General features: G+C 38.8%; 21 protein-coding genes and 1 other annotated feature. Of the genes, 11 read left to right on the top strand and 10 right to left on the bottom strand.

Annotated features, from left to right (window positions below):
* Positions 1-9 precede the first annotated feature (9 nt).
* From EV694_RS03235 to yczE, 6 genes are all read right to left on the bottom strand, one after another.
* Positions 10-1008 (bottom strand): virulence RhuM family protein/type II toxin-antitoxin system death-on-curing family toxin, encoded by a 999-nt coding sequence (locus EV694_RS03235; protein WP_132689131.1) that lies wholly within the window; start codon positions 1006-1008, stop codon positions 10-12.
* Positions 1009-1073: 65 nt separating this feature from the next.
* Positions 1074-2360, bottom strand: a complete 1287-nt coding sequence (gene hisD, locus EV694_RS03230; RefSeq protein ID WP_132689128.1) for a histidinol dehydrogenase — start codon at positions 2358-2360, stop codon at positions 1074-1076.
* A 21-nt stretch (positions 2361-2381) separates the two neighbouring features.
* Positions 2382-3281, bottom strand: coding sequence for an ATP phosphoribosyltransferase (gene hisG, locus EV694_RS03225; RefSeq protein ID WP_132689125.1), 900 nt, complete (start codon positions 3279-3281; stop codon positions 2382-2384).
* Between the two features lie 38 nt (positions 3282-3319).
* Positions 3320-3449: a sequence feature (His leader region), on the bottom strand.
* Between the two features lie 108 nt (positions 3450-3557).
* Complete coding sequence (locus EV694_RS03220) at positions 3558-4307, bottom strand: class I SAM-dependent DNA methyltransferase (RefSeq protein ID WP_132689123.1); 750 nt, start codon at positions 4305-4307, stop codon at positions 3558-3560.
* A 3-nt stretch (positions 4308-4310) separates the two neighbouring features.
* Positions 4311-5561 carry a tryptophan permease gene (gene mtr / locus EV694_RS03215; RefSeq protein WP_132689121.1) on the bottom strand — a complete coding sequence of 417 codons (1251 nt, stop codon included), beginning with the start codon at positions 5559-5561 and terminating at the stop codon, positions 4311-4313.
* Positions 5562-5631: 70 nt separating this feature from the next.
* Complete coding sequence (yczE, locus tag EV694_RS03210; protein ID WP_132689118.1) at positions 5632-6273, bottom strand: membrane protein YczE; 642 nt, start codon at positions 6271-6273, stop codon at positions 5632-5634.
* A gap of 175 nt (positions 6274-6448) precedes the next feature.
* On the opposite strand from yczE, the gene EV694_RS03205 reads away from it, so the two are divergent.
* From EV694_RS03205 to dusC, 5 genes are all read left to right on the top strand, one after another.
* The gene (locus EV694_RS03205) at positions 6449-7714 is read left to right on the top strand and encodes a NupC/NupG family nucleoside CNT transporter (protein ID WP_132689116.1); all 1266 of its coding nucleotides are present in this window, start codon (positions 6449-6451) and stop codon (positions 7712-7714) included.
* Positions 7715-7912: 198 nt separating this feature from the next.
* Positions 7913-9130, top strand: coding sequence for a phosphopentomutase (locus EV694_RS03200; RefSeq protein ID WP_132689114.1), 1218 nt, complete (start codon positions 7913-7915; stop codon positions 9128-9130).
* 29 nt (positions 9131-9159) lie between these two features.
* The gene (deoD, locus tag EV694_RS03195; RefSeq protein WP_132689111.1) at positions 9160-9876 is read left to right on the top strand and encodes a purine-nucleoside phosphorylase; all 717 of its coding nucleotides are present in this window, start codon (positions 9160-9162) and stop codon (positions 9874-9876) included.
* Positions 9877-10067: 191 nt separating this feature from the next.
* Positions 10068-10916 carry a co-chaperone DjlA gene (djlA, locus tag EV694_RS03190; RefSeq protein WP_132689108.1) on the top strand — a complete coding sequence of 283 codons (849 nt, stop codon included), beginning with the start codon at positions 10068-10070 and terminating at the stop codon, positions 10914-10916.
* Positions 10917-10924: 8 nt separating this feature from the next.
* Positions 10925-11920 carry a tRNA dihydrouridine(16) synthase DusC gene (gene dusC, locus EV694_RS03185; protein WP_132689246.1) on the top strand — a complete coding sequence of 332 codons (996 nt, stop codon included), beginning with the start codon at positions 10925-10927 and terminating at the stop codon, positions 11918-11920.
* Here the strand turns inward: dusC and EV694_RS03180 are convergent.
* The 3 genes from EV694_RS03180 to rsmI all read right to left on the bottom strand — a co-directional run bounded on the left by EV694_RS03180 (position 11856) and on the right by rsmI (position 14708).
* Complete coding sequence (locus tag EV694_RS03180; RefSeq protein ID WP_132689105.1) at positions 11856-13388, bottom strand: peptide ABC transporter substrate-binding protein; 1533 nt, start codon at positions 13386-13388, stop codon at positions 11856-11858. The genes dusC and EV694_RS03180 overlap by 65 nt on opposite strands.
* A gap of 16 nt (positions 13389-13404) precedes the next feature.
* Positions 13405-13752 (bottom strand): RidA family protein, encoded by a 348-nt coding sequence (locus tag EV694_RS03175; RefSeq protein WP_132689103.1) that lies wholly within the window; start codon positions 13750-13752, stop codon positions 13405-13407.
* Between the two features lie 110 nt (positions 13753-13862).
* Positions 13863-14708, bottom strand: a complete 846-nt coding sequence (gene rsmI, locus EV694_RS03170; protein WP_132689243.1) for a 16S rRNA (cytidine(1402)-2'-O)-methyltransferase — start codon at positions 14706-14708, stop codon at positions 13863-13865.
* A gap of 215 nt (positions 14709-14923) precedes the next feature.
* On the opposite strand from rsmI, the gene EV694_RS03165 reads away from it, so the two are divergent.
* The 6 genes from EV694_RS03165 (at position 14924) to yfaE (ending at position 19002) form a co-directional block, all read left to right on the top strand.
* Positions 14924-16648 carry a penicillin-binding protein activator gene (locus EV694_RS03165; RefSeq protein WP_132689101.1) on the top strand — a complete coding sequence of 575 codons (1725 nt, stop codon included), beginning with the start codon at positions 14924-14926 and terminating at the stop codon, positions 16646-16648.
* Positions 16648-17019 carry a YraN family protein gene (locus EV694_RS03160; RefSeq protein ID WP_132689098.1) on the top strand — a complete coding sequence of 124 codons (372 nt, stop codon included), beginning with the start codon at positions 16648-16650 and terminating at the stop codon, positions 17017-17019. The genes EV694_RS03165 and EV694_RS03160 overlap by 1 nt, the downstream gene beginning before the upstream one ends.
* A 4-nt stretch (positions 17020-17023) precedes the next feature.
* Positions 17024-17623, top strand: a complete 600-nt coding sequence (locus EV694_RS03155) for a D-sedoheptulose-7-phosphate isomerase (RefSeq protein WP_132689096.1) — start codon at positions 17024-17026, stop codon at positions 17621-17623.
* Between the two features lie 84 nt (positions 17624-17707).
* Positions 17708-18295 (top strand): division/outer membrane stress-associated lipid-binding lipoprotein, encoded by a 588-nt coding sequence (gene dolP / locus EV694_RS03150; RefSeq protein ID WP_132689094.1) that lies wholly within the window; start codon positions 17708-17710, stop codon positions 18293-18295.
* 49 nt (positions 18296-18344) lie between these two features.
* A complete protein-coding gene (locus EV694_RS03145) occupies positions 18345-18584 on the top strand; it encodes a hypothetical protein (protein ID WP_132689091.1) in 240 nt (79 codons plus the stop codon).
* Between the two features lie 166 nt (positions 18585-18750).
* Positions 18751-19002, top strand: coding sequence for a class I ribonucleotide reductase maintenance protein YfaE (gene yfaE / locus EV694_RS03140; protein ID WP_132689089.1), 252 nt, complete (start codon positions 18751-18753; stop codon positions 19000-19002).
* A 19-nt stretch (positions 19003-19021) separates the two neighbouring features.
* Here yfaE and EV694_RS03135 read toward each other — a convergent pair whose 3' ends face one another.
* Positions 19022-20956 (bottom strand): ABC transporter ATP-binding protein, encoded by a 1935-nt coding sequence (locus EV694_RS03135; protein ID WP_132689086.1) that lies wholly within the window; start codon positions 20954-20956, stop codon positions 19022-19024.
* Positions 20957-21292: the final 336 nt, after the last annotated feature.

The raw sequence follows: 21292 nt of genomic DNA, 5'->3' as shown, positions 1-21292 counted from the left end.
ATTGTTTTCCTATTGTGTTTGCTTTAATAAAATAAAATGTTCTACTAATTTAATCATTAATTCTTTTTGTTCGGGTAAACTTTCCGCTATTAATAATGCCAAAGCCACCAAAGTATTATCATTAATTAGCAGTTCTACTGGTTTTGCCAGTAGTGATTGATTTAAACGTAAATACCATAAGAATAAAAAAGATCCTGTACGTTTATTACCATCAGCTAAAGAGTGATTTTTAATAACAAAATAGAGTAAGTGTGCTGCTCGACTAGCAACATTAGGGTAAAATAATTCATCTCCAAAACCTTGTTCAATAGTCGCTATTGCAGAAGCTAACCCATCGTTACGTAATTGTGCAAATAGCTGTGTAGCTTCGCCTTTAGCAATGAGCTCTTTCTTAAGTAAATCAATCGCAATCATTACTTCATCAAAATTTAAAGAAATCATTTCACTTTGTTTAATCATCACAGAGTTTAAATTTTGTTCATCATAGGCTTGTAATAAGCTCCACGTTCTAGCATAATCTTTCACTACATCTAAAATCGCTTTACCTTCATTATTAATTAAAGATTGATTAGTCAAAGTCCTTTCTAGTAGAGTTATCACTTGACTTAATTCTATACTTTGCATTTGTAATCGTTGCTTATTAATGACATAGCCTTGAAGGAAATACTCTTTTAAACGAGTCGTTGCCCATATACGAAATTTTGTTCCTACTTTGGAATTAACTCGATAGCCTACTGAAATAATCACATCTAAATTATAAAATTCAATTTCACGATTAACTAATCTATTACCTTCTTTTTGAACCATTGCATTTTTTGCAACAGTTGAATCTTTGTCTAATTCTCCTTCAGCATAAATATTTTTTAAGTGGCGAGAAATTACCGACTTATCACGCCCAAAAATATCAGCCATCTGCTGTAAAGATAACCATACCGTATCCTGTTCAAACCGCACCTCCACTTTGGGATCTCCATCAACGGTCTGATAAATTTCAACTGGATTTTGCATTGTTTTCCTCCGCTATGATTATCGTTGTTAATTATAAAAAACACAAAAGTGCGGTCATTTTTCCATTATTTTTGAGCCAGTTTTGCCAAACGAATACTCACCGCCTGTTTGTGGGCTTCCAGTTGTTCTGCTGTAGCCATTAACTCAACAGTTTTGGCTAAATCCATAAAACCTTGTGGCGTTAATTCTTGCACTGTCATTCGCTTGCTAAAATCCGCCAATCCTAAGCAGGAATAGGTTTTGGTATAGCCATAAGTAGGCAAAACGTGATTAGTGCCTGAGGCATAATCGCCCATACTTTCTGGCGAATAAGCACCGAGAAATATAGAACCCGCATTATCTAACAATGGCAATAATTGGCGAGCATTCTCCACTTGCACCACCAAGTGCTCTGGGGCATATTGATTGCTAATGGCAATACATTCATTTAAATCTTTTGCCAGCAAAATACGGCTATGTTGCAATGCCTTACGAGCGGTTTCTGCTCGTGGTAATTGTGCTAATTGGCGTTCAATGGCATCAAGGGTATTTTGGGCGAGCTGTTTACTGTCAGTAACCAGCATTACTTGGCTATCTGCACCGTGCTCCGCTTGGGATAAGAGATCACTTGCCACAAACTCTGCATCAGCAAATTTATCTGCAATCACTAGCACTTCTGACGGCCCAGCTGGCATATCAATCGCTGTACCTAATTGTTGCACTTGGCGTTTTGCCTCCGTAACAAAAGCATTACCTGGGCCAAAAATTTTATCCACCTTGCTAACCGTTTGCGTACCTTGTGCCATGGCAAAAATTGCCTGTGCCCCACCGACGGTATAAATCTTATCCACGCCACATAAATTCGCCGTATATAAAATTTCATCGGCAATGGGCGGCGGACTACATAATACAATTTGCTTACAACCTGCCAATTTCGCTGGAATTGCCAACATTAATACTGTTGAAAATAACGGTGCAGAACCACCCGGAATATACAAGCCCACCCCATTAATCGGACGAGTTATCACTTGGCAACGCACGCCTTTTTGCGTTTCAATCTCCACCTCTTGTGGTTGTTGAGCTTGATGAAAGGCATAAATATTGGCATAGGCGTTTTGAATAGCTTGTTTTAACTCATCATTAATACGTTGACTGGCTTGTTCAATTTGCTGTGGCGTAACCACTAATTCATTGAGTTTACAACCATCAAATTTCTCCGCCAATGCCAATAAGGCTTGATCGCCTTGTTGTTCAACGAAAACTCGAATATTATCCACCGCACTTTTTACCGATTGCCCCGCAGAAATGGCAGGACGTGTTAAAATTTGTTGTTGCTGTGTTAAGGTTAATTCCGCCCAGTTAATCATTTGCATAATCAATTCCTTTTCCGTTAATTACTCTAACATTTTCTCAATCGGTAAAACCAAAATAGAACTTGCCCCAATTTCTTTTAAGCGTTCCATCGTTTCCCAAAATAGATTTTCTTGGCTAACCACGTGCATTGCCACTTTATTGCTATCTTCCGCTAATGCCAAAATAGTCGGATTTTCTACGCCGGGCAATAATGCCGTAATTTCCGCCAACTTATCTTTTGGCGCGTGCAACATAATATATTTACTTTCATTGGCTTGTTGTACCCCTTGAATACGTGTTAATAAGCGATCCACTAATGCCTGTTTTTCCTCCTCTAAGGGCAAAGCTCGCTGAATTAAACAAGATTTAGAGCGATAAATTACCTCCACTTCTCGCAAACCATTTGCCTCCAACGTCGCCCCTGATGAGACTAAATCACAAATGGCGGTGGCTAATCCTGCACTTGGGGCAACCTCCACCGAACCAGTTAATAAACAATTTTTAAACTTCACACCTTGCTGTTGCATATAACGTTTTAACAAGTTTGGGTAAGAAGTGGCGATACGCGCATTATTTAAATCTTGGATACTCTGATAGGGCATTTCTCTTGGTAATGCAATCGACAAACGGCAACTGCCAAAATCCAAACGGCGTAATTTTTTATAGCTGACCTGTTCGCCCGCAGAAATGCGTGCTAATTCTTCTTCCTCCAACACATTCTCGCCAATAATGCCCAGATCAACCACGCCATCAAACACTAAACCGGGAATATCATCATCACGCACTCGCAAAATCTCAAGGGGCATATTTTCCGCATAAGCAATTAAACGTTGCTCATTCCAATTAATTTTTACCCCACATTGCTTGAATAATGCTTGGGATTCCTGACTTAAACGTCCTGATTTTTGCATTGCAATTCTAACTCGATTATTTGTCATCATTTTTTCCTTTTTTGTTACTGAAACATTTATTTTAACCAAACAAAAACCCCTCGAAAGTTCACTTCCGAGGGGTGCTAAAATTGTTAATTTATACGCATTGCTCGGAAGTCCCATCTTCCAAGCAACACCAAACGCCTGAAAGATAATCAGGTGTGATGGTGATGATGAGCAGTGCGTTTGAAAATCATAATATTGTCCTTTTGTGTTAAGTGGTTTTTAACATACGCCGATTAAAATAAAATTGCAAGCGTTTTTTATTGGTAACAAATATTTTATTTATTTTCTTTTTCTTGCTTTAACAAATAACAACGGTGGGCGGTGTTTGAGATCTTTAAATTCCTGTTGCCATTGTGGTTGGTCGGCGAGCATTGGCTCGGCAATTTGTTCTATACAAAAACCTGTGGCGATAAGTTGGTTAATAATTGTCGCCATTGTGCGGTGATAGGTGGTAAAAGATTGTTGAAACCAATTACGCTGGCGTATGCCTTCTTGTTGATAATGATTAAGTCGGTAGGCGATTTGCTCTTTATGTTCATTTTTTTGCCAGCGTTCGCCTTGTTGGTGAGCAGTGGTAATGGGGTGTTCTTGCGAGAAAACCAATAAGCCGTTGGGGTTGAGTTTTGTATAAATTTGTTGGGTCAGTTGGGCAAAATCTTCAATATAATGAAAGGCATAGGAACTGGTAATTATATCAAAATCTTGCTCGGGTAATTGAGCAAGTTGATTCATTGATAATTGATATAAGGCAAAGTGCGGTCTGTTTTTGGCGAGATTTTTTTGTGCTTGCGCTAACATTGCTTGGGATAGATCCAGTCCAACCACAAATTTTGCACCTTGTTGTAAATAAAGGGCAATATGTTTACCTGTGCCACAACCAAGATCGAGCATTTTTTTACCTTGAATATTATCTAATAAGCCCAACATTGTGGGCTTTTCAATAATTTCGTTAATGCTGATGGGGTTTTGTCGTAATTGTTGATAGCGGTCAAAAAAACCTTCGCTATCATAAACGCTTTTTTCCGTCATTATTTATCCTTTGAATTGTGGCAAGATACCAAGCTGATCAGCTATTTGTGCCACAATATTTAATACGCCAAATAAAATAATGAAATAGATCATAAAGTTACCACCATAAACACGATAGTCGGTATGAGGATATTTTTTACGGCTTGCTTTGGCTAATAAAGCCGGGACAATAGCCGCCCAAATGGTGGCGGCGAGCCCTGCGTAGCCGATGGCAATCACAAAACCATAAGGAAATTGTAAACTTAAGAGTAAGGGCGGTAAAAAGGTGATTAAGGTGGTTTTGGTTCTGCCCATTGGGCTATCATCAAATTTAAGCATATCGGCAATATAGTCAAATAAGCCTAGGGTTACGCCTAAAAAGGAACTGGCAATCGCCATATAGGCAAAGAATTTTAGCACTAAGCCAATATAATCCGTTTGAATATAGGCATTTAGGGCTTGTAGTAATGCAGAAATATCGCCACCCTGAGCAATCACTGGGGCAAATTCGCTACGTGGTAAATTGCCTTGAATAGCAAGTTGCCAGAGAATATAAATCACTAAGGCAATGCCTGTGCCAATAAAAATACTATAAGCCACACGTTTGCCATTACGGTTATAATATTTAACTAAGCTCGGCACATTGCCATGAAAGCCGAAAGATACTAGACAAACAGGAAGTGCGGTCAAAATATAAGGTAAATATTGTTGTTCGCCTTGAGCGATATGATTAAACAAAATATCCGTTTTCACATCGCTTAATAGCCCTGCGGTGGAGATAAAAAAGGAAATGACCATACCTGCGATTAACACAGTGGTAAAGCGATCCACCGCTTTAGTAGAAAACCAAACAAAGAAAGCAAGGATTAAGCAAAAAATCAATGAGCCTGCACTACGCCCTATTAAGCCTTGTTCTGGGCTGGCAAAGTATTGATTAATCAAACTTTCAGTGATACTGCCGCCCGAAGTGATATAAGCATAGGTAAGAATATATAGCACAAAGGCGACAGAAAGACCGTTAATAATATTCCAGCCATTACCCAAGAGATCTTTAACAATGGTGTCAAAACTTGCTCCCGTTGGATAATGTAGGTTTGCTTCTAAAATCATTAACCCTGAGGTAGTCATACAAAACCAAGTGTAGAGTAAGACAAAGATTGAGCCAATAAACCAAATACCAGACATAGCGGTCGGATTGGCAAGCATACCTGCCCCAACGGCGGTGCCTGCGATAATCATTGCACCACCTAACAATGATGGAGATTTTGTTTGCATAGGGATTTCCTTATTTGTTTTTATTTTCGCACTATTATAGTAGTACAAAATAAAAAGTAAATAAGCGGATTTAAGCAGAATAAATTCTAATAAAACTTAGGGTATATTGCACAATCCAACCTACGGCGAGAGCAAAGATTAGTGTCATAATCCCTATAGTCCCGCCTAATAAAAAACCGAATGCACAAACCATGACTTCTATAATGGTACGAACAATCCCCACAGGACAGCGAAAATGATAACAAAGCCCCACCATTAAGCCATCTCTTGGTCCAGCCCCCAGATGACAAGTAAGATATAAGGCAGAACCTATACCAAAAAATAATATGCCTAAGCTGGCATAAGCGAATTTGGTTAAATATTGTTGTGGGACAGGTAAATTATCTACGCTGAGGCTTAAGACAATGGCGATCACAATAATATTTAAGATTGTGCCTAGCCCTGCTCGCAAGCCTAAGGGAATCCAAAGTAACATAACGGCGGCACTAATCCAAAAGGACGCCCAACCTATATCAATATGTGCTTGTAAAGAAATGCCTTGTGCGAACACCGTCCAAGGAGAAGAACCTAAATCAGCTAACACTAATAAACCATCGCCTAAACCCATTAATGCTAATGCTCCCATTAACATAGCTAAAGGTTTGGGATCTAAAGCATAAAGATGTGCCGCTGTCCATTTTGTGGTGGGTAATACCGAATATTTTTTCGTCATAAGCCTATTACGTTAATGAATTGCCCTAATCATAAAAGCAAATGGCTAAAATCGCCAAGATATTTATTTTATTAATCATACTTTTTTCTCATAAAAACAAGGTTAATCGATTGCTTAGCTTGAACAAAAAAAGTAGAATGGCGACCCATCTTTAACTTCAAATAGGTAAATCGCTATGGATACGCTTATTAGTATCATTGGTATTTTCGTTCTTCTTGCCCTTGGGGCATTATTTTCCAATAATCGTCGAGCCATTAATTTCCGCACCGTTGGTGGGGCATTATTGATTCAAATTGCCATAGGGGCATTAATTTTATATGTGCCTGTTGGTCGTGATGTACTTTTAGCCATGGCAAATGGTGTAAGCGAAGTTATTGCTTATGGTAACGAAGGAATTCAGTTTCTTTTCGGCGGTTTAGCCACAGATAAAGCCTTTGAAGTGTTTGGCGGCGAAGGATTTATTTTTGCAATTCGTGTATTACCTACCATTGTTTTCTTCTCTGCCTTAATTTCTTTACTTTATTATATTGGGGTTATGCAATGGGTTATAAAAATTATCGGTGGGGCATTGCAAAAAGCATTGGGTACATCAAAAGCAGAATCCATGTCCGCAGCCGCTAATATTTTTGTAGGACAAACAGAAGCACCTTTAGTGGTAAAACCTTTTATTAGCAAAATGACGGAATCTGAGCTATTTGCCATTATGTGTGGGGGCTTAGCCTCTATTGCTGGTTCTGTATTAGCAGGCTATGCTAGTATGGGAGTGCCAATCACTTACTTAATTGCCGCTTCCTTTATGGCAGCACCCGCTGGATTATTATTTGCCAAATTAATGTACCCACAGACACAAGTTTTCAACGATGATATTCAAAAAGTGGAATTAGAAAAGCCAGCGAATATTTTAGATGCTGCGGCTTCTGGTGCTTCGGCAGGTATGCAATTAGCCCTTAATGTAGGCGCTATGTTATTGGCTTTTGTGGCATTAATTGCTTTGCTTAACGGACTATTAGGCGCAATAGGAAATTGGTTTGATTATCCACAATTATCCTTAGGCTTAATCCTTGGTTGGATTTTCAAACCTCTTGCTTGGATCATCGGCGTACCTTGGTCTGAAGCAGAAGTAGCGGGACAACTGATTGGTACCAAGTTAGCCATTAATGAATTTGTCGGCTATCTTGAGTTTTCTAAATACTTATCGCCAGAAGCCCCTATGCAATTAAGCGATAAAACCAAAGCCATTATTACCTTTGCCCTTTGTGGTTTCGCTAACTTTAGCTCTATCGCTATTCTTATTGGCGGATTAGGGGGTATGGCACCAAATCGTCGTGGCGATATTGCTCGCTTGGGTATCAAAGCGGTGATTGCAGGTTCTTTAGCTAACTTAATGAGTGCAACCATTGCAGGCTTATTTATTGAATTAAGTGGCTCAGCCTTAGTCTAAAGACATAATGAGCGCAAAGTGCGGTCAATTTTGATAAAATTTATACACCACGCTTAGCGTGGTGTTGTTCTATAGTCGTCCCACTTTAAAATGATACAGCGTTGGTACGCCTTGTACTGTCTTCGGCGTTCCGCCTTGTCTCATTTTAAATTGAAACGACTATATTAAGCCAACGAAAACCTTTGCGTAGGAGGAAAAATGAAACGCGTATTTGTCATGATGTTAGATTCATTCGGTATCGGTTATGCTGATGACGCAGAAAAATTTGGCGATAAAGGCTCAAATACCCTAGGACATATCGCCGAACAATGCTTTGCTGGACAAGCTAATCAAAATCGGTCAGGAAAACTTCAATTACCCAATCTTGAAAAATTAGGCTTAGGGCTAGCAGCTCAACAATCAAGAGGGTTGCCCGCAGGTTTTAACCCTAATCCTGAGCTAATTGGCGGTTATGCCTATGCCAAAGAAATCTCCTCTGGCAAAGATACCCCCTCTGGACATTGGGAAATTGCAGGTGTACCCGTTTTATTTGATTGGGGATATTTTCCTCAGCACCAAAACAGCTTTCCAGAAGATTTATTGCAACGTATCGTAGCAAAATCAGGTATCCCTGGCTATCTTGGTAATTGCCATTCTTCTGGTACTGTCATTTTAGATCAACTTGGCGAACAACATATCCAAACAGGCAAACCGATTTTTTATACTTCCGCCGACTCCGTATTCCAAATTGCTTGCCACGAAGACAGCTTTGGCTTAGAAAAGCTCTACGAACTTTGTCAAATTGTGCGAGAAGAATTAGCGGATTATAATATCGGACGCGTGATTGCTCGCCCATTTATTGGACAAAAAGCTGGCGAGTTTCAACGTACAGGCAACCGCAAAGATTATTCCATTGAACCCCCATCAGCCACCGTATTACAAAAATTAGTACAAGAAAAACAAGGTGAAGTGGTTTCCATTGGTAAAATTGCGGATATTTATGCCCATACTGGCATTACCAAAAAAGTGAAAGCCACTGGCTTACCTGAATTATTTGATAAAACCTTAGAAGAAATCCAAAAAGCGGGCGACAATACTATTGTTTTCACTAATTTTGTCAACTTTGATTCTGATTATGGTCATCGTCGTGATGTGGCTGGTTATGCAGCGTCATTAGAATATTTTGATCGACGTTTACCCGAACTCCTTTCCCTCATTCGTGACCAAGATTTGTTAATTATTACCGCTGACCACGGTTGCGATCCTACTTGGCAAGGAACGGATCATACTAGAGAACATATTCCTGTGTTATTATACGGAACAAATGTGCCGAAAAAATTCTTAGGTAAACGAGAGACGTTTGCTGATGTTGGGCAAACCATTGCGAGCTATTTTGATTTGTCGCCAATGGATTACGGAAAAAATATTTTAGATTAACTCAAAAACTAACAAAATAAGGATACAAAATGACTCCACATATTAACGCACCAGCAGGTGCATTTGCTGATGTTGTATTAATGCCAGGTGATCCACTGCGTGCTAAATATATTGCCGAAACCTTTTTACAAGATGCCAAAGAAGTGACCAATGTACGCAATATGCTTGGTTATACTGGTACTTATAAAGGCAGAAAAATCTCCGTTATGGGGCATGGTATGGGTATCCCTTCATGTTCTATTTATGCCAAAGAATTGATTACCGAATATGGCGTAAAAAAAATTATTCGTGTAGGTTCTTGTGGTGCGGTGCGTAACGATGTCAAAATTCGTGATATTATTATTGGCTTAGGGGCTTGTACCGATTCCAAAGTTAATCGAATTCGTTTTAAAGACAATGATTTTGCCGCTATTGCCGATTTTGAGATGACCTCCGCTGCGGTACAAGCTGCACAACAAAAAAAGATTAATGTGCGTGTAGGTAATCTTTTTTCCGCTGATTTATTCTATACTCCTGATGTCGAGATGTTTGATGTAATGGAAAAATATGGCATTTTAGGGGTGGAAATGGAAGCCGCTGGGATCTATGGTGTTGCTGCGGAATTTGGGGCTAAAGCTCTGAGTATTTGCACCGTTTCTGATCATATTCGTACTGGTGAACAAACCTCTTCAGAAGAGCGTCAGCTAACCTTTAATGAAATGATCGAAATTGCCTTAGAATCGGTATTAATTGGGGATAACCAATAAATTAAGTGCGGTGCATTTTTTAAATTTTTAGTATCATATTCTTACCTACTTCTAAAGTAGGTAAGATTTTTTTATGTGTGATATTCTTGTTTTAATTTAAGACAAAGATTAATAATTTATTAAGTTTTAACCATTATCATTATGGTTAGGCATATAAGAAACAATAACAACATAAAGAGGGAAAATTTAAGGTGAATTTTATTGGAAAATTATTAGGTTTTATTGTGGGATACCGTTTTGGTGGTTTTTTCGGTGCAATTTTTGGGGCGATTCTAGGGCATCTTGCCGATAAAAAAATTTATGAATTAGGCAGTGTTAATTCTAGTTTTTTCCCAAAACCTCTGACTCGCCAATCACTCTTTATGCAATCCACCTTTGCGGTATTAGGGCATTTAAGCAAAGCAAAAGGGCGAGTAACCGAAAATGACATTCAACTTGCCACCAATTTAATGGCACAAATGCAATTAGACGATGCAAACCGTAAATTAGCCCAACAAGCCTTTAATCGTGGTAAACAAGCGGATTTTCCTATCCGCCAAGTGATGCGTGAATTTCGTGTCGCTTGCGGACAACGTGGCGATTTATTGCGTATGTTCTTAGAAATTCAAGTGCAAGCCGCTTTCTCCGATGCCCATTTACACGATAACGAAAAAGATGTCTTATTTGTGGTGGCGGAAGAATTGGGGTTATCTCGCTTACAATTTGAACGTATGTTAGCCATGGTTTATGCTTCACAACAATTTGCTCGTGGCGGTTATTATCAACAACATCGCCACCATCAACAAAACCAACAAGGCTATCAACAACAGCAATATCAACAGGGAGCAACCCTTGAACACGCTTATCAAGTCTTAGGAGTCACCGCCCAAGATGATCAGAAAACCGTTAAACGGGCTTATCGCCGTTTAATGAATGAACATCACCCTGACAAATTGGTTTCTAAAGGTTTGCCTGAAGAAATGATGGAAATGGCAAAAGAAAAAGCCCAACAAATCCAAGCCGCTTATGATTTAATTTGCAAAAATAAGGGGTGGAAATAAATTTGGCTATGCGTATTATCCTCGCCCCCATGCAAGGGGTTTTAGATCCCCTTATTCGTCAATTATTAACCGCCATTAATCAATATGATCTGTGCATTTCTGAATTTGTCCGAGTTGTGGATCAACGCTTGCCCAGTAAGCTGTTCTATCGCCTTTGTCCAGAATTAGCCAATCAAGGTTTTACTCCCTCTGGCACGCCTGTGCGTGTGCAATTATTGGGACAATATCCCCAATGGTTGGCAGAAAATGCCGAACATGCTATTGAACTAGGGTCTCAAGGTATTGATTTAAATTGTGGTTGCCCCTCAAAAACTGTAAACGGTAGCCAAGGTGGGGCAAGTCTGCTCAAACAGCCTGAATTAATTTACCAAGCAACCAAAGCCATTCGTCAAGCCGTCCCCAAACAACAGGTGGTCAGTGTCAAAGTACGGTTAGGTTGGGATAGTGCGGATTTTGCTTGGGAAATTGCCGATGCGGTACAACAAGGCGGTGCCAATGAAATAACAATCCACGCGAGAACCAAAATGGACGGTTATCGTGCCGATCGGATAAATTGGCATAAAATTCAACAAATTCGTGAAAAACTGCAAATTCCGGTGATCGCTAATGGCGAAATTTGGGATTGGCAATCAGCACAACGTTGCCAACAAATTACGGGTTGCCAAGATATTATGATTGGGCGTGGTGCCTTGAATATTCCTAATTTGAGTTTAGTTATCAAATATCAGCAACCTAAAGCTCAATGGGCAGAGGTTATGCAATTATTGCAACAATATGCTTATTTGCAAAACCCTTATGATACGGGGTTTTATCATATTGCACGCATTAAACAATGGCTCCAGTATTTAAAACAGGTTTATCCTGAAGCCAATACTTTATTTCATCAAATTAAAACCTATCAACAGGTGGAGCAGCTCAAAACCTGTATTAACCAACATCTTAAGGCATTTGACTTGCCACACGGCGATATAAATCCTTGCTATAAATCACAGCTGTGGGATTAGCCTGCTGATAGCCCGCTAAACTGGGATTCAGATAAACAGGGTAACGATATTGGAAAAGCGGTAAAACTACCTTGTCCTCTTGCACAAGGTTTTCTAATTGAGCATAAATCGCCGTTAAATTTTCTTCGCCTTGGGCAAGCAGGGCTTGCTCTAATTGCTTATCTAACTGAGCGTTGTGATAGCCCATTTTATTATCGGGGCTTTGGGAATATAACAGGCTAAAAAACGCCATAGGATCATTATAATCCGCACACCAGCCCGAACGGATTAAATCAAAATCGCCTTGATTACGCTTTTGTTGTAATTGCTGCCAAGTTACTGGCTCAGGCTTTATTCTAATCATATCGGATTGCGACCACATTCGGATTAATTGTTGTGCAATCAATGAATGTTCGCTTTCTTCGTCATAAGTTAGCCTTAAGGTCAATGGATTTCGCTCGCTAATTCCCTGTTGGGACAATAACTGTTCTACACTATTTCCTTGCCAATGATCGGTAAATTGCTGTTGTAAAGATTGGGGCAGAAAATCACGATGAACACGCAAGGTTGCTGGCAAGTCCTCTAAATGGCTTAACGCCAATAAGGAAGTTAAACCATTGCGGACTTTTTGTTGTGCCAATAAAGGATGACGAAAATTAAACTCATAATAATAAGTACATAACCGATCAAAATAGGAGAGATTTTCCATAGAAGATGGTGGATTTTCAACCAAATCAAGGGCAGTAATATCTTGCTTTGTGCTGATTTTATGATAATCCACTTGCTTGAATGATACGGCTTTTTCATTCCAGTAAAAGGGATTTTTCGCTAAATGAACCACATTATTTTGTTGAGATAAGAATTGATAAGCCCCATTTCCTACAAATTCTCCCTCGTTGACTTGCCCTTGATAATGCGGTAATAACGCCACATTGGCTAACATTTTGACTAAATAAGGCGTAGGTTTATCTAAGGTGATTTGCAAGGTACGAGGATCAATCGCTACAACGCCAAGTTGCTGTTCAGGTAAATCCCCTGCAATGACTGCTTGTGCATTATTCAGATTCATTAGCACTAAATATTGTTTTAATGGCGATGCTGAACCTGCTAATTGTTGCCAACTTTTTACCACATCCTCGGCCACCAGGGGCGTGCCATTAGACCAATGCAAGCCTTCACGTAAATGAAATTGCCATTGTTTACTATCCTCGCTATGCCAACTTTCCGCTAAGGCTGGGCTCACTTGCCCAGCGGCATCAAGAATGACTAAGCCTTCCAAAATATCACGCAAAAACGCCACTTGTTCTTCTCGCTTAAGCTGATAAAGATCGAAGGTCAAATCTTCATAAACACCCCTGGTTAATAAGGTTCGGCTCGGCTGGGTGTTTTCTGGCGCAAGCTGTTTATCTAACGAGGATTGCGATACAGGTTCGCAAGCGGTTAGCAAGCCAAAAATAATAGAAAAAAGCACCGCACTTTTCTTAATCATAGTCACCAAATATCCTTTATACCGCAGCAATCACGACAATTTCCACTTTCCATTCAGGATTTGCCAAAGCGGCTTGAACACAAGCTCTCGCTGGTGGGCAATGAGGATCAACCCATTGATCCCAAGCCTGATTCATTCGCTCATAATCTTGCATATCCGCTAAAAAAATCTGTGCCGATAAAATCTTCCGTTTATCTGATCCTACCGATGCCAATAATTCATCAATGAAACGCAGAACCTGTTGTGTTTGCCCATAAACATCAGCACTTGTATCTTCTGGCACTTGCCCTGCTAAATAGGCAATGCCTTGATAAACTGTCATTTCACATAAACGTGAATTTGCTTGAAATCGTTGAATGTTCATATTTTCCTCAATCATATTCCTAATAATACATCATCGTTTTAATTTAAAATAAGACAAAGCGGGCGGCGAGATGTGCCAACGCCATATTATTTTAAAGTGGGGCAAGAATATTATTCAAACTCATCTAAACCAAATTGATATAAGGCATTTTTCTTATATCCATACAATTTTGCCACAATAGCTGCCGCTTTTTTCAATGGCAACTCTTCACTAATCAGCTTCAAGGCTTGAATTGCTTGGGGAGAAAATGCTTGTTCCTCAAGCTGTTGGTAGCCCTCTACAATAACGACCATTTCGCCCTTTGTTCGATGGCTATCCTGTTGCAACCAAGTGATTAAATTTGCCAAATTATCGCCATAAATGGTTTCCCAAGTTTTGGTTAATTCACGAGCCAACACCACATAGCGATCCTCACCAAACTCTGCCAACATATCCTGTAAACAAGCCAAAATCCGATGAGTGGACTCATAGAAAATTAAAGTGCGGTCTTCTTTGGCTAAATTTTTTAACTTATCGCAACGTGCTTTAGGTTTTGCGGGTAAAAAACCTTCAAAGCAAAAACGGTCAGAGGCAATCCCTGAGGCACAAAGCCCTGTAATTGCCGCACAAGCCCCAGGAATAGGTACAATCGTAATTCCAGCTTGTCGGCATTTACGCACCAAATGAAAACCGGGATCACTAATTAAAGGCGTTCCCGCATCAGACACCAAAGCAATATGCTTCCCTTGTTTTAGCTTTTCCACCAATAAATCCGCTTTTTGTTGCTCATTATGATCGTGTAAGGCAAAAAAGGGCTTATGAATGCCATAATGGCTTAATAATAGCCCTGAATGTCTAGTATCTTCGGCAGCCACCAAATCCACTTGTTGTAAAATTTGTAACGCTCGTTGGCTAATATCTTGTAAATTACCAATGGGCGTTGCCACAATATAGAGAGTACCTAATACATTATCCATCATATTTTTGTCTTTAATTTGCTTTTCATCATTGAGAAAGTTAAGATTGCCAAGATTTTGGCACGAAATCTGTTAATATTTACCACAAAGCATGGAATATTAAAAAAATTTAGTGCTATTATACCCAGTCAGCAACAAAATAATGCCATATTATTTGCTGCCATGGATTATTTAATAAACATAATCATTGATTTCACAATCCTTATGGAGTAATTATGTTAGCTATTCTATTACAACGCATTAATTTTAAAAATCGATTAATGCCTTTTTTATCCGCACTGTTACTAGCAGGTTGTACGGCAAACGGTATTTTTGGTACCAGCAGTAGCAATCTGCTAAAAAATGATGCCAATTATCATTCTGAATTTTACCTCAACCAAATTCAACGCCAACAAAATGCTGAAGATAAAATTACCTATCAACTTTTAGCGGCACGTGTGTTAGTAAATGAAAACAAAATCCCCCAAGCTGAAGCCTTATTAAGCGAATTAGGCGCGATTTCGGATAAAACACAGTTACTTGATAAAAGTCTTGTGGAAGCTGAGATTGCCGCAGTGAAAAAAGAGAACAGTAAAGCCACAAATTTACTCAAAAGTCTTGATCTCTCACAACTTAGTGCTTCACAAAAATCACGTTATTATCAAACTGAAGCCCGAATTGCTGAAAATCAATATGATGTGTTAGCGGCGATCCAAGCGAGAATTAAAATGGACGCGGAATTATCCGATAGCCAGCGAAAACAAGAAAACAATGATCGTATTTGGGCATTATTGCGTAATGCCAATCGTGGCGTAATCAATAATACCAATCCACAAGGTAATGCGGCACTTGCAGGCTGGTTAGATTTAGCACAAGCTTATAATGACAATCTTGCTAACCCAAGTTATCTGACTACTGCCTTACAAAACTGGCGATCCTCTTACCCAAGCCATAGTGCCGCGTATTTATTACCAACAGAATTACAAGGTATTTTTAACTTCCAACAAACTCACTTAGGTAAAATTGGTTTATTACTTCCTTTAAGTGGTAACGCTCAATTAATCGGTTCTACCGTCAAAGCAGGTTTTGATGATGCCAAAGGCAATAGCCCTGAAAATATACAAGTCTTTGATACTATGGCAAATTCTATGCCTGACATTCTTGCTCAAGCACAACAAGCAGGTATTACCACGTTAATTGGTCCATTGATTAAAGGGAATGTGGATAATTTAATTAATAGCAATAATCTACAAGGTTTTAATATTCTTGCCTTAAATTCAACACCAAATTCTCGTGCCTTAAGCCAAGTATGCTATTACGGCTTAGCACCTGAAGATGAAGCACAAGCGGCGGCAAATAAAATGTGGAATGATGGTATTCGCCAACCTCTCGTGATTGTGCCACAAAATGATTTAGGACAACGTACCGCTTCCGCCTTTAATTTACGCTGGCAACAACTTGCAGCCACAGATGCCAATACACGCTTCTACAATAATGCTGACGATATATTGCCATTATTAGAACAAAGTGGCGAGGTACAAGCCTTATATATTGTGGCGTTAAGCGATAGCTTACCAATGATCAAAAATGCGGTAGATAATAGCAATCGTCAGCTTAAACTCTACGCAAGCTCAAGAAGCCATTCGGGCAATAATGGTCCTGAATACCGTATGATTATGGACGGATTAACATTCAGTGATATTCCATTTTTCCGAGATACTCAATCTAGCCAATACCAAAAAGTAGAAAACCTTACCCAAGGGGATTACTCACTTATGCGTTTATATGCCATGGGATCTGATGCTTGGTTGCTGATCAATCAATTCAATGAATTACGTCAAATTCCGGGATACAGCATCAATGGTTTAACGGGAGTGCTTAGTGCGGGGCCAAATTGTAATATTGAACGTGGAATGACCTGGTTCCAATATGTTAATGGTGAAATTCGTATCCTGAATTAATGAAAAAAACAAATAAACGTCAACAAGGGGCAGAGTTTGAGTATCAAGCTCGCCTCTTTTTAGAATCTCAAGGTTTAACCTTTATCGCCGCTAATCAATATTTTAAATGTGGCGAATTGGATTTGATTATGCAAGATCAGCACACGCTCGTTTTTGTTGAAGTACGCCAACGTTCTAGCAGCCAATTCGGTAATGCCATTGAAAGTATTGATTATCGTAAACAGCAAAAATGGATACAAGCGGCAAATCTTTGGCTTGCAAATTATGAACGTAGTCTTGAAGATACCGATTGCCGTTTTGATCTCATTGCTTTTGGTGCGAATGTTAAACAAATACAATGGTTACAAAATTTTATTGAATTAAATAATTAATTTTATGTTAGAAAAAATCAAAGATCTCTATACAGAAAGCCTACAAACCCAAATTTCAGCTGCGGAATTACTTCCTGAAAGAATTCAACAAGCTGCCCAAAATATGGTGAATTGCCTTATTCGAGGTAATAAAATTATTGTCTGTGGACATGGACGCTCACATATCAATGCCCAATTATTGGTGGCTAATTTACTTAACCGATATGAATTAGAACGCCCAAGTTTCCCTGCGGTATTGCTTTCGCTAGAAAGTGCGGTGGGTTCTGCCATTATTTTTGATAGTGATCCCGACTGTTTATACCAACGCCAATTTAATGCCGTTATTCAGCAAGGGGATATTCTTGTCGTCTTTTCGCCCTATGGAAAAGAAGACGTTATTTTAAATCTTATCCATAATGCCGCCAGTAAAGACATTATGGTTATCGCTCTAACCAGTGCACAAAACGATCATATTCAAGGTTTATTGGCAGATGATGATGTTGAAATTGCGCCACCAACAAGCAAAGAAAGCCGAATTATAGAAAACCATACCTTCGTCATCAATGCACTTTGCGAACTTATTGATCACGGTATTTTATTCTCATCTGACAACGATCAACATTAATCCTGATGCGATAAAAAAGTTTTTGTTATATACTAGCTCACTAATTATCGTCATGACATAGTCGTTTGCCATTAAGGAGTTATCATGAAAAAAAGTCATTTACTCAAATTAAGCGCCATTATTGGCAGTGTTTTTGTTTTACAGGCTTGTGTTACCGCTGCTGTGGTTGGTACAACCGCCGCCGTTGCCACCAAAGTAGCGACAGATCCGCGCACCTTAGGCACACAAATTGATGATGAAACCTTAGAAGAACGCGTCTTATCACAAATACGCTCCGATGAACAAATTAAAGAAGAAGGACGAATTCAAGTGGTGTCCTATAATGGACGTATCTTATTAATCGGACAAGTTCCCCAAGAAAACTTAAAAGAAATGGCAAAAAACCTGGCGATGGGCGTCAATGGCGTTACCGATGTTTATAATGAAATCCGCTTAGGCAATCCTATTACTATTGGACAAATTAGCAAAGATAGCTGGATCACCACACAAATAAAATCCAAAATGCTCGTGAGTGCCGAAGTAAAAGCCTCTAATATTAAAGTAATTACCGAAAATGGCGAAGTATTCCTAATGGGAAATGTTACCCAACAACAAGGTGATGCAGCCGCAGAAATTGCAAGAAATATCTCGGGCGTACAAAAAGTCATAAAAGTATTTGCATATTTAAACTAAATCCCATAGTTTAAACAAAAAACAAAAATAAAGATGAAGGGTAAACAAGATGAATGAACAAAATAAACTTAGCAAATTAGAACGTCAACAAAAACGCCATACCAAAGAATTTCTTATTTCTTTCTTAGGTGTTTGGTTAGTTATCGCTGTTTTAGCGGAAATATTTATTGTGATTGAAGTATTGGATAACCACCCTGGCTATCTCATCACTTCTATTATTGCTCTAGCTTTTGTATTAATCTTTTTTGCCTTATTTGTTTGGAATAAAAAAACCAAAGACAAAATTTAAGCAATAATCATCATATAGTCGTTTCAATTTTAAAATAAAGCAAGGCGGTACGCTGAAAATAGACAAAGAAGTAGGACGAGGCGTGCCAACAGCCTATTATTTTAAAGTGAGCGACTATAAAACCACTATCATCGCAAACCTACCTTTTATATTTGACACGAATTTTATGCCTAAAATCTACCTTTCTCATCAACAGATCAAGTTACAGCATAATAATCAAATTTCCCTATTAGAAAAGCTAGAACAGCAAGGCATATCCCCAGAATACCAGTGCCGTCAAGGTTATTGTGGTGCCTGCCGCACAAAATTAATTAAAGGCAAAGTATCCTATAAAGAAGCCCCCCTTGCCTTTTTACAACCTGACGAGATATTACTTTGTTGCTGCGTTGTTGAGCAGGATTTAGAAATTGAGTTATAGGTTTTTTAGGAAACAATCATTATTTTATTCGGCTATTTTTCTCCTCCAATATTTCCCAACGATTAAAAGATTGCTCAAGTTCCGCTTCTAAATCAGCGAGTTGCTGTAACTTCGCAGAAGTATATTGATGATCTTGTTGAAAAAACTCGGGTTGGCTGACCTCTTGTTGTAATAATTCAATTTGTTGTTCTAATTGTTCCAGTAATTGAGGTAATTGCTCTAATTCCCGTTGCTCTTTATAAGTCAGCTTAACTTGCTTTTCTTGCTGAAAAACTTTTTTATTTTTGACCGCACTTTCCTTATTTTTATTCGTAGTTAATGAGCTAGCTTGTTGCGTGCTCTGCTTTTGTGCAAAATATTGTTGTTGCTGTTGTTTCGCATCAGAAAAACCGCCCACATATTTATTCACCACGCCATCACCTTCAAAGAAATAACATTCTGTTACGGTATTATCAATGAATTGACGATCATGGCTAACGATTAATAATGTACCTTGATAATGGGTAAGAATATCTTCTAATAATTCCAAGGTTTCCACATCAAGATCATTAGTAGGTTCATCAAGGATTAATAAATTGTTCGGTTTTAGTAGGAGCTTTGCCAATAATAAACGATTACGTTCACCACCAGATAAGGCTTTGACCGGGGTCATAGCACGCTTGGGTGAAAATAAAAAGTCCTGCAAATAGCCTAGAACGTGACGTTTGACCCCATTGATTTCAATATCCTGTTTGCCATCAGCCACATTATCCATCACCGTTTTTTCTGGATCTAATTCCGCACGATATTGATCAAAATAAGCAATTTCTAATTTTGTGCCGCAACGGATTGTGCCACTATTTGGGGTTAATTGCTCTAATAACAATTTAATAAAAGTAGTCTTTCCACAACCATTTTCGCCGACTAAGGCAATTTTATCGCCGCGTAAAATGGTTGCTGAAAAATTTTTGAGTAATACTTTATCATTAATGTTGTAACTGACGTTATCTAACTCAAAAACGATCTTGCCCGAGCGATGAGATTGATCTAATTGAATGTTGACATTTCCCATCACTTCTCGCCGATTTCGTCTTTCTTCTCGCAAGGCTTTTAATGCCCTTACTCGCCCTTCATTACGCGTACGGCGAGCCTTGATCCCTTGTCTAATCCAGATTTCTTCTTGTGCAAGTTTTTTATCAAATAAATCATTTTGCAATGCCTCAACCCGTAAATTCTCTTCTTTACTTTGCACATAATCATCATAATTACCTGCATAAGACACTAATTTACCTCGATCTAAATCCACAATACGGGTCGCCATTTTGCGAATAAAAGCACGATCGTGAGAAATAAAAACAATCGCCCCTTTAAACGACAGTAAGAGTTCTTCCAACCATTCTATGGTTTTTACATCTAAATGGTTGGTCGGTTCATCAAGCAGTAAGACATCGGGATCACAAACTAAAGCACGAGCCAAAGCGGCTTTGCGTAACCAACCGCCAGAGAGTTCTGTTAAGGGCGTTTGAGCTGATAGGGACAATTTAGTCAGCACATCATTAATTTTATTTTCAAATTGCCAAGCCCCAAGATGCTCTAATTGGCTTTGTAATGAAGCTAATTCATTTAGTTTTTGCTCGCTATATTGTTGTTCTAATTGGAGAGAAAGGGAATGATATTGTTTGAGTAATGCCGCTAAATGTCCTATGCCTTCCGCAACATAATCAAATACCGTCCCGCCACGATGACGTGGCGGATCTTGTTCTAAACGGGCAATAACCGTTTCTTTTTCATATTGCAACACGCCATCATCTAACTTCATTTCACCCGCAAGAATTTTTAATAATGATGATTTACCCGCCCCATTACGTCCCACCAAGCAAACCCGTTCGCCTTTTTCAATATAAAGTTCGCTATGATCTAATAAAGGGTGATCGCCAAATGAAAGATAGGCGTTGTTAAGATGAATTAATGCCATATATTGCCTTTTATTTAGGGCTGTTTATGTTAAACAACCGAAATGTTATAGTCGTTTCAATTTATTCTGAAAAATGTCGCCATTCTAGCAAATTTACTAAGATGTGGACAGGGAGGATTTTTGTGAAAAAATCAAAAAACAGACCGCACTTGAAATTAAAGATTGCGATTGTTACCTAAAAAGATAGTTACACTAGATTCAGCCATAATTAATTTAATAAGATATCAAAGCAAAGTGTAAAATGGATATTTCAAAATATTGCCTAAGTCTTTGGCTACATTTATTACTTTAATTTCAATTATATAAAGATTACAAACCGCTTTAAGTTATGTTAAA

It is taken from the genome of Volucribacter psittacicida, assembly GCF_004339025.1.
Classification (GTDB): domain Bacteria; phylum Pseudomonadota; class Gammaproteobacteria; order Enterobacterales; family Pasteurellaceae; genus Volucribacter; species Volucribacter psittacicida.
This window is presented reverse-complemented; position numbering and strand designations above follow the sequence as displayed.